Source organism: Ensifer sp. ZNC0028, assembly GCF_000799055.1.
GTDB lineage: Bacteria > Pseudomonadota > Alphaproteobacteria > Rhizobiales > Rhizobiaceae > Ensifer.
Genome location: NZ_JTLA01000031.1, coordinates 22,586 through 36,849 on the forward strand (window position 1 = coordinate 22,586; position 14,264 = coordinate 36,849).

Genomic DNA, 14,264 nt, shown 5'->3' on the forward strand with positions numbered 1-14,264 from the left:
TCATGTCTCCCTGAGGCAGTAAGCAATCGCTCTCGGAATGCAGGCAAAGCTTTGAATTCACCGATTCAACTTCTACCGGCGGGTGTCCGCAGGTAAGTACGTAACAGTTACGAAGGTCGGCGACGGCCGGTAAATCAGGTCAGGCCGACGGCTCCGAAGCGCCTTGGTGGCGCGGCCTCCAGGCCGGGATTGAGGTCGGGCAAGTCCGATGTCGGGCCGCCGCCATCGGCGGAGGTTTCCGAAAGCCAGCGCTGTCTCGCCACCTTCAATCCGCCGCGCAACCGGAGGAGATCAGGCCCGTCCTGATGGGAGCCGCCGCTGCCGTAGCGGCTCCGGCGAAAGTCGGCAAAAGCGTTCGCCGTCGCCGGATCGGCGAACCTGTCGAGCCAGCGCGAGAGTGGCGTGTTGCCGGTCCGACGTGACCAATGGTCGAGCGCCGTCTCCAGCCGCAACGGGTCGTGATCCCGGCAAGCGTCGAGCACGTGGCGAAATGCCGTCGCCTCGGATTGCGCCCTCTGTTCGAGTGCGGTTTCCAGCCGGGTTTCGAGGCGGCCGAACAGATTGGCGGTCAGTTGGATAAGCGCCGCGAGGGCGGCGACCGATGCCACGATGCTGAGCCACCACAGCCAGTCGAAGGGCTCCTCGGACGGCGGCGAGGTCGGCGGGGCAAGCGCAGGCTCCACCACTGGAGCCGCACCGACGCTGACGGCAGCGCCAGCCGCTTCGGCCGACTGCATCGATCCGCTGGCCGGATCGAACCACGGCAGGCTGATCGCCGGAAGCGAATAGCTGCCGGGCTTTGCAAAGACGTAGGTCGCCACGTCCTTGCGCAATCCCGCGGTTATCTCTCCGCGTGACGTGCGTTCCTGCGAAAGCACGGGGTCATGCCGGTAGACCTGCACGCCTGCCGGGGCATCGAAGGTCGGTTCGGGTATCATCATCGGTGCGAGGCCGGCCGCGCGAATGGTGATGGTCCGCACCAGTGCATCGCCCGCCTTCAGTCCCGCTGGATCGCGGTCGAACGACTGGGCGATGGTGATTTCTCCGGTGGTGACGCCGGCCTTTCCGCCCGCGCTCTGAGGAACGGCTTCGACCGTGAACGTGAGCGAAGGCAACGTTACCTGACCCTTGCTCGTCTGCCCGGGCACGGCGGCATAGCCGAACGGAATGACTGCAGCCGGCAGCACGTAGTCGCCGGGTGTCTGCGGGGTGATCGCGTAGGTTTTGCGGATGCCGGAGAAGGCCTCGCCGTTGACGGTCTCGTTGAGGTTCATGCCGCGTTCGTCGGGCATGGTGACGACAGTGCCGGGAAGATCGAACAGGGGAAACTGCGGCGGCGAAAGGAAGTAGTTCGGCACGAAGACGTCGACGTCGACCTCGACCTGCTGGCCGGCATAGATCGGCCCCTTCGTCGTGACCGTTGCGCGGGCGAAGGGATCGGCGGCGAGGGCCGTGCCCGCGAACGAGAGCGACAGGCCGACGAGCCAGAGAACCAGACGTTGCAGGGCGACGAGGGCTGTCACGGGGCCCCTTCCTTCGCTTCGATCGCAAACTTTCTTGCCAGCAGTTCGGCCGGCGACACCTGGATGTTGCGCATCCACATGTCGGCCGTCTGCGGTCCGCCCTGAACGGTGGCTTCCGTTCCCTTCTTGCCCTTGTCGTCGAACTGGACCTGGTCGGGGTCGATGCCTGCCTGCTCCTGCTGTGCGTCCTGTTCCTGCTTGTCCTTGTCGGTCTTTCTTTTCCGGGCGATGTCGAGGTTCTTCTTGGCGTCCGGCCAGTCGGGACGGCGCTTCAACGCCTGCTCGTAGGCGGCGATCGCCTCCTCGGCCTTGTCGAGGTGCAGCAGCGCATTGCCCTGATTGTAGTAGCTTTCGGCCGTGTCGGTCTCGGCAAAGGCGTCGATTGCATCCTGGAAATGGCCGGCGCGGTAGAGCGCCGCGCCGCGCCAGGCGGGATCGGCGAACGTTTCTGACGCGCCCTGGAAATCGCCCTGTTCGAAGGCGCGTCGGCCCTGCTGGTCCGGCGTCAGCCAGAGGTCGATGAAGCGGTTGTCCGCTGCCTCTGCCCGATCGTTGCCGATCAGCGAAATGGCGGCGAGCAGATAGACCGCCCAGCGGATGGTCCAGCCACGGCGGAACCAGAAGAGGCCGAAGACGGCGATCGGGATCGTCAGCCACCAGCCGAGATCGTGCCAGCGCGTCAGCCCCTCGGCCGTCTTCGCGGCAAAATTCGTCTGGATGCGCCTGACGATCCAGCTGACATCGGCGTCGTCGGCGGTCACCGAGGCGACCTCGGCCTTGGAGGCCGACTGTAGCGCCTTGAGGCCCTCGACATCGAGCTTCGCCCGGACATGCGCGCCGCTGGCGTCGGTCAGGAACCCGCCGTCCGCCGTCTTGACCGGGCCGCCCTCGGCCGTGCCGATGCCGAGCACCATCAATGAGTTGCGCCCCTGATACTCACCGAAGGCCTTGAAGGCGGAACGCTCGACGCCGTCGCTCATGAACAGGATGGTGCCGGGCACCGTTTCGTTGGCGAGCGCTTTTTCGACCGCCTGGAGGGCCTTGGCCGTGTCCTTGCCGTCGACCGGCATGATCTGCGGTGACAGCGCGGCAAGGTAGGACTTCACCAGCGCCGTGTCGTCGCTGAGCGGCAGCACCATGTGGGCGGAGCCGGCATAGGCGAACAGGGCGGTGCGCGAGCCTTTCCGTCGCTCGAGAATGTCCTGGACCTTCAGCTTGGCACGTTCGAGCCGCGTCGGCGAAACATCGGTCGCGTTCATCGTCGGGTTGAGGTCGATGGCGATTGCCAGAGGTGCGGTGTCCTCCACAAAGGGCGGCCGTTCGCGCTGCCATGTCGGCCCGGCGGCCGCGATCGCCGCAACGGCGATCAGTGCGGCGGTGATGTGCACCGGCTGGAAGCGTCGTTTGCTCCCCTTGTCGATCAGCAGATGATCGAGCAGATGCGGTGCGATCATGTCCTGCCACTGCGAGCGAACATCGCCGCGACGAGTGACGAGGTAGATCAGCAGCGGGACAGCGGCGAGCGCCAGCAGCCACAGCGGCCGCAGAAAGTGAAAATCCGCGATCATGGCGCTGCCTCCCGGCGCTGACGTCGGTCACCGAGAGAGGACAGGAGCCACATGGCCGCATGATAGGCGAGCACGAGCAGCAGTGCCGCGCCAAGCGGATAGTGAAACAGTTCAATGCGCGGCCGCCAGGAGAGCGTCTTCTGGTTTGCCGGCGTCAACTGGTCGAGCAATTGGTAGATGTTTTGCAGACCGGCCTGATCCTGTCCGAAGAAGTAGCGCCCCTTCGTCACTTCAGCGATCTGCTGGAGAGCTGCCGTGTCGAGCTTCTGTTCGCCTTGCGCATTGGGATCGCCGATGCCGACCGTGTGGATCACCACCTTTCGCTCGGCGGCGATGCCGGCGGCCTTGTCGGGTGGCATCTTGCTGGCGGTGTCGTTGCCGTCGGTCAAGAGGATCATCACCTTGTCCGGCGCGGTGCTGGCGTCGAACATCTTGATCGCAAGCCCGATGGCATCGCCGACGGCGGTGCGGGGCCCGGCCATGCCCGGCAGGCTATCGGCCAGCATCAGCTTGACGGTCTTGTGGTCGAGCGTGAACGGAACGAGCGGATAGGGCGCATCGCCGAAGGCGATCAGGCCGAGCCGGTCATTGGGACGCCGGTCGATGAAGTCGGCGACCACCTTGTGCACGGCTTCGGCGCGGGTCTGCAGGTTGCCGGCGGGATCGCGAAAATCGCGCGTGTCCATGGATTGCGAAAGATCGATCGCCAGCATCAGGTCGCGCTGCGGCTCTACCTTTTCGATCGGCGGCTCGACATATTGCGGCCGGGCCAGTGCCAGCACGATCAGCGTCCAGCACAGGGGCGCGATCACCTTCTGCCCGAGATTGGTCCTCGGAACGACGGAACCTTCGGTCGGGCCGAGATTGGCGGCCGCCGTGATGTCCTTGAAGAAGGGCACCCTGACGGCAGCCGATTGCTCGCGGTATGGCGGAAGCAGCCACCAGACGAGGAAGGGTAACGGCAAGAGGATCAGCGCCCAGGCGTGGTCAAGCACGTACATGATGCGCCTCGATCCAATGCCGCGCTGCTGCGATGTAAGCCCTTGCCTCTGCCTCAGGGACCGCGGCGAGCGCCTGGTTGCCGCGATACTCGGCTTCCTCGAAAAAACGCGCAGAGGCGATCGGGAAGACGGGGCCGCCGGAATGAGCGTCGAGGTATTTGGTCCAGCCGGTGCCGTGCAGGCGCGCAATAGCCTCACGCGGCCAGACCGAAAGCGCGGTCCGCTTCAAAAGGACAGGCAGGGCAACAAGGGCCTCGCCACGCGTGCCCGCGGAAGCCACTCCGGCCTCGATCCTCCTGAGGTCGGCGAGCGCTTCGCGGCGGTAGCTATTGGCCTCCCAGCGGCGATACCAGCGCCAGCAGGCAAGCGCGATCAGCAGCAATATGAAGCAGCCGAGCGCTGCCCATGCCTGGGTTTGAGGCATCATCGAGACGGGCTGCGGCAAGGCGATATCCGCGAGCCCGCGAAGGGCGGCGTCGAGCAGCGGGTCTTTCGGAGGGGCCGCCGTTGCCATCATCGCCTCCGCTGCCGGCTGGCGAGCTGGCCGAGCATGGTGCGCAGCTGCGGCGCCACCTCTTCCGCTGATGAGATCGGCAGCATCGGCAGGCCGAGTTCCTCCTGCCAGGCGCGCAGCGCCCGCCCGCGCTTGCGGGCAAAGCTGTCGATCGCCTCGCGCACGTTGCCGTGGCCGAACTGCACTTCGGCCTGAAGCAGCCCGCCGCTGAAGACGATATCGCCCTTGCGCGGCAGTTCGAGCAGGAAGGGATCGTAGATCAGAACGCAGATCACGTCGTTGTGGGCCGAGAGCTTCAAAAGCATGTCGCGGGTTTCGAGGCTGTAGCCGTCGAAGTCGCTGATGACGATGACCAGGTGATCGTGCCGGGCGATGTTGGCGACGGTCGTCAGCACGACATCGAGCTGCTCGGCGCCATGCGGCGCCTGCGAACCCGCCTGCAGCGCGGTGTTGTGGCGAACGATGCTGTCGGCGAGCCGGATCACCGCTTCGCGGCTGCGATAGGGGCGCGTCTCGGTCACCTCCTCGTCGCCGAAGACGAAGCCGCCGACACGGTCGCCGAGCGCTAGCACGCGCCAGGCGGAAAGTGCCGCGACCTCTGCCGCGGCGACGGACTTCATCGCGCGGCGGCTGCCGAAGAACATGTTGATGCGCTGGTCGACGACAATGAGGGCCGGACGGTCCTTCTCTTCGTCGTAGACGCGCACGACCGGTTTTCCGGTGCGCGCCGTCACGCGCCAGTCGATCGCGCGGATGTCGTCGCCGGGCAGGTAGTTGCGCAGTTCCTCAAACGAGAGCCCGCGGCCGCGCATGCGCGATTCATGACGCCCGGCAAGCAGGCGCCGCACCGGCGCCTTGCGCAGGAACGTCAGGTCGCGGGCCATGGCTTCGAGACCGACAAGCGCGTCCACGGAGGTATAGACGCCGGTGGTGTCGGCCGTGCGGGGCTTTATGATGCCGCGTGAGCGGGCGAGGGCCGGCAAGGATATGGCCATCGACGAACCTCCATCCTCAGGCGACCGCGACGAGCTCGACGATGCGGTCGATCACCTGGTTGGCGGTAGTGCCGCCGGCATGGGCTTCGTAGGAAAGCACCAGGCGATGGCGAAAGACGTCGTGCACGGTCGCCTGAACGTCGTCGGGCGTGACGAAGTCGCGGCCGTTCAGCCAGGCATGCGCCCGCGAAACCTTGTCGAGGCCGATGACGCCGCGCGGGCTGACGCCGACCTGGAGCCATTTGGCGAGATCCTTGTCGACCTTGTCGGGATAGCGCGTCGCCATCACCAGCGCGACGATGTAGTTCTCGATCGCTTCGGAAACGGTGATCGCCGAAATTTCTTTGCGCGCCACAAAAACCGCGTCCTGGGCGAGCTTCTCGGTCGCATGGTTGTTGGACTTGGCGTTGGTTTCCTCCGAGCGTACGAGCCGCATGATGTCCGCCTCCGAGGCCGCATCCGGATAGTCCACCTGGATGTGCATGAGGAAGCGGTCGAGCTGCGCCTCGGGCAGCGGATAGGTGCCTTCCTGCTCGATCGGGTTCTGGGTCGCCATGACCAGGAAGAGATCGGGTAGCATATGGCTCTTGCCGCCGATCGTGACCTGGCGCTCCTCCATCGCCTCGAGCAGGGCCGACTGCACCTTGGCCGGCGCGCGGTTCACCTCGTCGGCGAGAATGAGATTGGCGAAGATCGGCCCTTCCTGGAACTGGAACGCGCCCTTGCCGCCCTCGGAGAAATAGACTTCGGAGCCGGTGATGTCGGCCGGCAAGAGGTCCGGCGTGAACTGGATGCGCGAAAGCTCCGCATCGAGGTTCTTCGCCATGCTCTTGATCGCGCGGGTTTTCGCAAGTCCGGGCAAGCCCTCGACCAGCAGATGGCCGTTGCTGAGCAACCCCAGCAGCAAGCGCTCGATCATGCCCTCCTGGCCGATGATCGCTTCGCCGATGCGCTTGCCGAGTTGCTGGATATCGTCGCGTGCACCCATGAAGTCCTGCTCCCTTGCCCTGTCGGCAACATCAGTCGTCATGCACTTTCGCTTCAGCTTATTGTTAAATCAGTCCGATTGGAAAGAACGTAACAGTAACGAAGGACTGCGTGACGCTGGCAGGTACGCCCCACGGCAGGCGGCTTCGCATCCCAGAGGCTTCGGGCGGTTGCGTAACGGTTACGTACTTTGGGCGGCGGGCATTTGGCGCTAACGTGGGCCGGCCGTCCGCGGATATCTTGGCGGATGGTGCCCAGGGAGATCAGAGCCAGATGCAAATGTCCCCGAAAATGCCCCTTGTCGACGAAACGCCGGCGGCAATCAGCGCCCGCGAGCAGGTCTGGATAGAGGGCGGGACCTTCGTCATGGGCTCGGACAAGCATTATCCGGAGGAGGCGCCGGCCCATCCGGTGAAGGTCGACGGCTTCTGGATCGACGTCACGCCCGTTACCAACCGGCAGTTTGCGGCTTTCGTCGAGGCGACCGGCTACGTGACCGAGGCGGAAAAGACGCCGGACCCGAAGGACTATCCCGGTGCGCTTCCGGAGATGATGCGGGCGGGCTCGGTGATCTTCGATCCGCCGAAACGCGTGGCCGGCAACAGTCCGTCGCAATGGTGGAACTTCAAGTTCGGCGCCGACTGGCGTCGGCCCTACGGGCGGCAAAGCAACATCCGCGGCAAGCTCGACCATCCGGTGGTGCAGGTCTCCTTTCTCGACGCCAAGGCCTATGCAGCCTGGGCGGGCAAGGATTTGCCGACGGAGGCCGAATGGGAGTTCGCCGCCAAAGGCGGGCTCGAAGGCGCGGAATTTGCCTGGGGAGACGAACTGGTCCCGGAGGGGCGCTTCATGGCGAACACCTGGCACGGCCTGTTTCCGACGGAAAATCTGAGGCCTGACGGCTTCGAGCGGACCTCGCCGGTCGCGAGCTTCCCCGCCAATGGCTACGGCCTCTACGACATGATCGGCAATACCTGGGAATGGACCAGCGACTTCTGGTCGACCCGCCACCCGGCGCCGGCGCAAAAGAGCTGCTGCATTCCCGCCAATCCGCGGGGCGGAGACCGGGAGGCGAGCTTCGATCCGCGTCAGCCCACGCTCCACATTGCCCGTCGGGTGGTGAAAGGGGGCTCGCACCTCTGTGCGCCCAACTATTGTCGTCGGTATCGGCCGGCGGCGCGTCACGCGCATGAGGAAAACGCGGCGACGACCCACATCGGGTTCCGTTGCATTCGGCGGCCCTGATCCGCCCAGAGGACTTTAAAAACCGTTCCGCGAGGAGGATGGATGATGACGGCAACAGCGATGCGTTCCGGGTCCTTGGTGGCCGACGATGCCGGTAGACTGCGGCGTCGCTCCAGGCTCGCCGGCCTGCTGTTTACGTTCGCTGCGGCCTTTGCATCGCCGAGCGCGCTCCTGGCAGCGGATACGCCGGCCGACACGCTCCCTTCGTGGAACGATGGCGCAGCGAAAACCGAGATCGTCGATTTCGTCACACGGGTCACCAGCGAAGGCAGCGCCGATTTCGTGGCGCCGGCAGAGCGGATCGCCGTTTTCGACAATGACGGCACGCTGTGGACCGAGCAGCCGAACTATTTCCAGGGCATGTTCGCCATCGACCGCGTCAAGGCGATGGCGCCCGAGCATCCCGAGTGGAAGGACAAGGAGCCGTTCGCATCGTTGCTGAAGGGCGACATGGCAGGCGTTGCCGCCGCCGGCGAAAAAGGCATCGTCGAGCTGGTCATGGCGACCCATGCCGGAATGACGACGGACGCGTTCACGAAGACGGTCAAGGACTGGTTTGCGACCGCCCGGCACCCGCGCTTCGATCGCCCCTATAACGAGATCACCTTTCTGCCGATGCGCGAGTTGCTCGATTATCTCAGGGCAAACGGCTTCAAGACCTATATCGTCTCGGGCGGCGGTATCGAGTTCATGCGGCCGATGACCGAACAGATGTATGGGATCCCGCCCGAGCAGGTGGTGGGCAGCAGCATCGCGACGAAGTACGAACTCGACGGCGACGCGCCGGTGCTGATGCGCGAACCCAAGATCGACTTCATCGACGACGGTGCCGGCAAGCCGGTCGGGATCAACACCTTTATCGGCCGGCGGCCGATCTTTGCCGCCGGCAATTCTGATGGCGATTACGAGATGCTGCGTTGGGTGACGGCGGGCCCCGGCCCGCGTTTCGGCATGATCGTGCACCATACGGACGGCGAGCGCGAATGGGCCTATGATCGGCAATCCCCTGTCGGCAAGCTGGACAAGGCGATGACCGAGGCCGAGCAGCGCAACTGGCTGCTGGTCGACATGAAGAACGACTGGCGCAAGATCTACGCCTTCGAAAAATAGACGGCTGCGCCGCTGGGGCTGTGTGCGCCAGCGATCGATGTCGAGACAAAGGCCGGTGGCGAGCGCGACTTGCTGCGCGCGCGCCACCAGCTGGCCATCGCCGCGCGAACGACGGTGCTCTGGCGCGTCTATCCCGCCGAGGAATATTTCCCAGGATCGATCGCGATATCGCCCATGCGGCCGGTGACGGCGCAATTCATGAGGATTAGGGGCGAAGATCGCCAAGACGGCGGCCAATACGGCCCAATGTTACTGTTACGTACTTCCGAAAATCGGCGTTCGTGCCACTTTTCGTTCAGGGGAGAGGTAAGCGAGGGCCAAATTGGCCACAAGCGCCGACCGGCGAGCCGGCCCCCGCCCGCAACGGTGTCTGGTCGTCACTGGCACCCCGGGGAATGCCAATGCATGAGCATCGATTGTCGTTCAGGCGGATGGTAACCCATGCCCAGCGCAGCCTTTCAACGGGGACTTCTGAAGCTTATGCTCAAGCTGCCGGCATTGCGCGGCCAGTTGCAATTGATCAGTGCCAAGAACCAGTCCCTGGCAAGCCTCTGCGAAGCCTATGAGGAAGCAAGCTCGATGCTTGACCGGCAAAGGCGTCTCGCCCCACTGGATCATTCGATGATCTCGGAGTATGAATTGATCTGTCGCGAGATCGAAGAAGAGGTCATTTCCGTCTGTATCGCCGATACGGGGACATGAGCCTAGTCCGTTGTGATTAACGAATACCTCGTTTGAGCTTGCCAGGGCGACGAAAACCCCACAAGAATTCTATGGGAATTATCGGGGGTTCCTGTTTCAATTTAAAATGATTCAATTCTTCGATAAAAATATTTTGTGACGGTGCGATATTCTTCTTTCCGCCACAGAAGCTCTCGTCTAGAGTTCGCCTCGCGTTGCACTCTCTTTGGGGTTGTGGCAGTTGGGAGCGCATCATGGAAGCCAGCAGAAATGCGGGTCATATGAACTGCATTGCCGTTGCAGAATGCGAGGCGCGAGCCGCCCTTGAGCGCATTCTTGCCGATAGCCAGTTTCACGCGACCGAGCGTCATCGCAAGCTGTTGCGGTATCTGGTTGACGAGTTTTTCGCTGGCCGTTCTGGCCAGGTGAAAGCCTACACGATCGCCATCGACGTCTTCGGGCGGCCCGCCTCCTTCGATCCTGCGACCGATCCGATCGTTCGGGTGGAAGCGTAGCGCCTGCGCGCTGCCATGGCGCAGTATTACGAGGCGCTCGGCGAAAGAGCGGAGCTTCGCATCGAGTTGCCGAAGGGCAATTACGTCCCACAGTTCGTGATCAGCGGCGAGCCCTTGAGAGGGATGCCCGAGAGCGCTGCGCCGGTTTCAGAGCCCGCAGCCGAGCAGCCCGTAGAGCCGGTGGTTGCGCCGGCCGTCGTTGCGCGCAAATGGCCCCCGCTTGCCGGCTTCGCCGCACTCGGTGCCGGCGCGGTGGTCATGGCCGGGGCCTTCTACCTGTCAGTGGCCGACCATCTTCCCTGGCAACCGGTTTTCTCGGCCAAGCCGACAATCGTCGTTGACGTGCCGACGCGGCTCGGGGCCGACGACGACGTGCAGAAGAAGGCGGGAGACTATCTCGTCCACGCGCTCTCGCAGTTTTCCGCTGTCCGTACCCTCGCGCCGGTCTCGCCCGCGGGTGTCGACGTGGCTTCGATCACCGGGTGGGTCTCGTCCGCGCCGCCGGTCAAGCTGCAGGGTAGCAAGGAATACAGGCTTTCGATCGCCTACAGCACCGACGAACGCCGGCACGAGGTCTCCTGGCAGGTCATCGACGTGCAAAGCAACGAGGCCCTGAGGGCCGGCATTTCGAAGGCGGCGCTCGACAGCGGCGATGCGCGCGAAATACAGGAGAAGCTGCTTTCCCGTCTTGCTCTTTCACTTGCCGGCGAGGAGGGCGTCATCGTCAGCCTGGAGGCTGCGCGGCAGCTGGTGACGCCGTCGATCGGCTACGGCTGCGTCCTTCAGGCGGATGTGGCGCTGGCACGGATCGATCCTGAGGGCCTGGCTTCGGCTCACGGGTGCCTGGAAAAATCGGTCTCCTACCAGGCCGCCGACGCCGATGTTCTGGCGAGCCTGGCGATGGTCCTGGTTGCGACCGGCGAAGCCAGCGCTGCGCCGACGGTTGCCGAGCGTGCCTTGAAACTTGCGGACAAGGCCGTTGCGCTGGCACCGCAATCGAGCCAGAGCTATGTGGCCCAGATGCAGGCGCGCTTTGCGGCTGGCGAGACGGAAGCGGCGTTCATCTCCGGTCGTCGCGCGGCGGCGCTCAATCCGCTCGACGATGCCATTCCGGCTCGGCTCGGCCTGCTGCTGTTCGTCAGCGGCGCCTATTCGGACGGTGTGAACCTGGCCCGCGTGGCGGATGCCGGCGGCGAGTATCTGCACCACGACGCCGCGCTGACCCTGGCGCTGGAAGACTATCGCAGCGGCCGCTACCGCGAAGCACTGAGGCGTGCCCGCGAGCTTGCCAATCCGGCGGACACGGCCGTCAATCTTCTGCGCGTGGCAGCGGCAGGCCAGCTCGGCCTGACGCGGGAGGCGACAAGCGCGCTCGACGGATTGCGCCTGGGTAAAACGCGCTCGCCACAGCCATACGAGGCGGAACTCGTCGCTCGCGGCTACGCGCCGGACCTGATCGCACTGCTCGATGACGGTCTCGCCAAGGCCGGCCTACAGCCGGTCGCCCAGCAGTAACGCTGAGCACCGGCCGCCTTTCAGCTTTCGGCGGCGACCCGGATGACGAGCTTGCCGAAATTGCGGCCGTCGAGCAGACCGATGAAGGCCTCCGGCGCATTCTCGATCCCGTCGACGATGTCCTCGCGATACCGCACCTCGCCGCTTTTGATCCAGCCGGCCATCTCCTGATAGAAGAGCGGCCGCTGGTCGGCAAACTCGCGCTGGATGAAGCCCCGGATGAGCAGGCTCCGGCTCAGCACTTCACGCATGACGCCCGGCAGCCGGTCGCCCCCGGCTTGCGCGCCCGCGGGCTGGTTGTAGTGCGCAATCAAGCCGCAGACGGGTACGCGGGCGAAGTCGTTCAGCAGCGGAAATACCGCATCCCAGACATGGCCGCCGACATTCTCGAAATAAACGTCGATGCCTTTCGGGCAGGCGGCGGCGAGTTGTTCGGCGAAATCCGGCGCGCGATGATCGATCACCGCATCGAAGCCGAGCGTGTCGCGGACGAAGGCGCATTTGTCCGCGCCGCCGGCGATGCCGACTGCGCGCGCGCCCTTGATACGGGCAATCTGCCCGACCGCCGAGCCGACAGCGCCGCTTGCGGCCGCCACGACGACCGTTTCGCCGGGCTGGGGTTTGCCGATCGTCAGCAGTCCCGCATAGGCGGTGAAGCCGGGCATGCCGAGAATGCCGAGCGCCGTCGACAGGGGCGCGGCCGCCGGATCGAGCTTGCGCAGGTCAGCACCGCGCGATAGCGAATAGCTTTGCCAGCCGGAGTGGGAAAGCACGAAGTCGCCGTCGCTGAAATCCGGGTGACGCGAGCGAACGACGCGGGCGACCGTACCGCCCTCCATGACCGCACCGATCTCCACCGGCTTGGCATAGGACCGGCCGGCATTCATCCGGCCGCGCATATAGGGGTCGAGCGAAAGGTAGAGGATCTTCAGGAGAACCTCGCCTTCCGCCGGTTCCGGAATTGCCGTTTCGACGACGCGGAAATCGCTGGGTGCCGGTTTCCCGGATGGCCGCGCGGCAAGCAGGACCTGGGTGTTCGTGCTCATTGTCTTTTCCTCCTTGTGCGCGTCTCGATGTGCCGCGGCGACGGACGCGCCCGGCAACATCAATCCGACATGACCGCCCCTTTTCGCATGAAACGAAACAAAGGCCTATGGACGTGTCTTGAACCGAAAACGTCTCCGCGGGCTCACCCCTCGTGGATGAGCCCGCGGAAGATGCGAAAGCGTCGTTCGCTCAGGCGGCGTCGATCGCCTGCCTGAGGTCGGCGATGATGTCGTCGGCGTGTTCGATCCCGATCGAAAGCCTGACATAGCCCGGCGTCACGCCGGTTTTCAGCTGGTCGATCTCAGACAGCTGCGAATGCGTCGTCGTTGCCGGATGGATGGCGAGCGAGCGCGCGTCGCCGATATTGGCGACGTGGTAGAGCAGCTTCAGCCCGTCGATGAAGCGCCGTCCCGCCTCGCGACCGTCCTTCAGCTCGAAGCCGACGAGCGCGCCGTAGTGGCCGTTCAGCAGATATTTTTCGCCGCGCGCCTTTGCCTCGCCATCTTGGAACTTCGGGAAGATCACCCGCTCGACCTTTGGGTGGGTGCGCAGGAACTCGGCGACCTTGATGGCGTTCTCGTTGTGCTGCCGGATCCGCAGAGGCAGCGTTTCCAGGCCCTGGATGAACTGGAATGCGTTCAGCGGGCTGATCGCCGCGCCAAGGTCGCGCAGGAGCACAGCGCGGGCGCGCAGGATATAGGGATGAAACGCGATTGCGGCCGCTTTTTCGAGCCAGGTCTTGCCCTGGTAGCTCGGGTCCGGCTCGTGCAGGCTCGGATGCCGCGCCTCATGCTCGTGCCAGGGAAACTGGCCGCTGTCGATGATCGCGCCGCCGATCGAGGTGCCATGCCCGCCGATGTATTTCGTCGTCGAGTAGACGACGACGGCCGCGCCATGGTCGAAGGGACGGATCGTCAGCGGTGCTGCGGTGTTGTCGACGATCAGCGGAATGCCGAAGCGCTTGCCGATTTCGGCGACCTCGGCAATCGGAAAGACCTCGAGCTTCGGGTTCGGCAGGGACTCGGCGTAGTAGGCGCGCGTCCGCTCGTCCGTCGCCCGGGCAAAGGCTTCGGGATCAGCAGCATCGACGAAACGGACCTCGATGCCGAAGCTTTTCAGCGTCGCGGCAAACAGCGCCCAGGTGCCGCCATAAAGGCCTGCGGCGCTGACGACATTGTCGCCGGAGCGCGCAAGGTTCAGAAGCGCGAAAGCCGATGCCGCCTGGCCGGAGCCAAGTGCGAGCGCTGCTGCACCCCCTTCGATTTCCGCCAGCCGCTGTTCGAAGGCGTCCTGCGTCGGGTTGGAGACGCGGGTGTAGAGATGCCCGGGCGCCTCCAGCGCAAAGAGCTTGTCGGCGCCGTCGGTGCCGGGCAGCTGGTAGGAGGTCGTCTGGTAGATAGGCACAGCGACCGCGCCGCTTGCCGGATCGAAGCGATAGCTGCCACCGTGCAGCGCCAGCGTTTCGGGATGCAGCCGGCCGCTGGCTTCGCGCAGGCCGGTCGGCACCTTGATCTCGACTGCAGGCTCTTCCGGCTTCTGATGGATCGTCATGCCATTTCTCCT

The 14,264-nt window shown here is 64.7% G+C and carries 13 protein-coding genes; 5 read left to right on the plus strand and 8 right to left on the minus strand.

From position 1 onward, the window contains the following. Nucleotides 1-134: 134 nt before the first annotated feature. The 6 genes from L981_RS07905 to L981_RS07930 are packed head-to-tail and all read right to left on the minus strand — an operon-like array spanning nt 135 to nt 6,589. On the minus strand, nt 135-1,523 hold the full coding sequence (locus L981_RS07905; RefSeq protein WP_052201658.1) for a BatD family protein: 1,389 nt from the start codon (nt 1,521-1,523) through the stop codon (nt 135-137). After that, nucleotides 1,520-3,091, minus strand: coding sequence for a VWA domain-containing protein (locus L981_RS07910; RefSeq protein ID WP_043613658.1), 1,572 nt, complete (start codon nt 3,089-3,091; stop codon nt 1,520-1,522). The genes L981_RS07905 and L981_RS07910 overlap by 4 nt, the downstream gene beginning before the upstream one ends. Beyond that, entirely contained in the window at nt 3,088-4,092 is a 1,005-nt protein-coding gene (locus L981_RS07915) for a VWA domain-containing protein (RefSeq protein WP_043613660.1), read from the minus strand. Before L981_RS07915 ends, L981_RS07910 begins: the two co-directional genes overlap by 4 nt. Next, nucleotides 4,079-4,606: a DUF4381 domain-containing protein gene (locus L981_RS07920; protein ID WP_245281605.1), complete on the minus strand. Its 528-nt coding sequence runs from the start codon at nt 4,604-4,606 to the stop codon at nt 4,079-4,081. Before L981_RS07920 ends, L981_RS07915 begins: the two co-directional genes overlap by 14 nt. Further along, entirely contained in the window at nt 4,606-5,601 is a 996-nt protein-coding gene (locus tag L981_RS07925; RefSeq protein WP_082005935.1) for a DUF58 domain-containing protein, read from the minus strand. Before L981_RS07925 ends, L981_RS07920 begins: the two co-directional genes overlap by 1 nt. A 16-nt stretch (nt 5,602-5,617) precedes the next feature. Continuing rightward, nucleotides 5,618-6,589 (minus strand): MoxR family ATPase, encoded by a 972-nt coding sequence (locus L981_RS07930; protein ID WP_043613664.1) that lies wholly within the window; start codon nt 6,587-6,589, stop codon nt 5,618-5,620. Nucleotides 6,590-6,867: 278 nt separating this feature from the next. Between L981_RS07930 and L981_RS07935 the strand changes: the two genes are divergently transcribed. From L981_RS07935 to L981_RS07955, 5 genes are all read left to right on the plus strand, one after another. Further along, nucleotides 6,868-7,833, plus strand: a complete 966-nt coding sequence (locus L981_RS07935) for a formylglycine-generating enzyme family protein (protein ID WP_082005940.1) — start codon at nt 6,868-6,870, stop codon at nt 7,831-7,833. A 60-nt stretch (nt 7,834-7,893) separates the two neighbouring features. Beyond that, nucleotides 7,894-8,943 carry an HAD family phosphatase gene (locus L981_RS07940; protein ID WP_082005941.1) on the plus strand — a complete coding sequence of 350 codons (1,050 nt, stop codon included), beginning with the start codon at nt 7,894-7,896 and terminating at the stop codon, nt 8,941-8,943. 441 nt (nt 8,944-9,384) lie between these two features. Beyond that, entirely contained in the window at nt 9,385-9,645 is a 261-nt protein-coding gene (locus tag L981_RS07945) for a hypothetical protein (RefSeq protein WP_043613666.1), read from the plus strand. 233 nt (nt 9,646-9,878) lie between these two features. After that, nucleotides 9,879-10,139, plus strand: a complete 261-nt coding sequence (locus L981_RS07950; RefSeq protein WP_156134004.1) for a hypothetical protein — start codon at nt 9,879-9,881, stop codon at nt 10,137-10,139. Nucleotides 10,140-10,154: 15 nt separating this feature from the next. Then, entirely contained in the window at nt 10,155-11,654 is a 1,500-nt protein-coding gene (locus L981_RS07955; protein WP_043613670.1) for a tetratricopeptide repeat protein, read from the plus strand. A 20-nt stretch (nt 11,655-11,674) separates the two neighbouring features. Here L981_RS07955 and L981_RS07960 read toward each other — a convergent pair whose 3' ends face one another. Next, entirely contained in the window at nt 11,675-12,700 is a 1,026-nt protein-coding gene (locus L981_RS07960) for an NADP-dependent oxidoreductase (protein ID WP_043613672.1), read from the minus strand. A 190-nt stretch (nt 12,701-12,890) separates the two neighbouring features. After that, entirely contained in the window at nt 12,891-14,252 is a 1,362-nt protein-coding gene (locus tag L981_RS07965) for an O-acetylhomoserine aminocarboxypropyltransferase/cysteine synthase family protein (protein ID WP_082005936.1), read from the minus strand. Between the last annotated feature and the right edge of the window lie 12 nt (nt 14,253-14,264).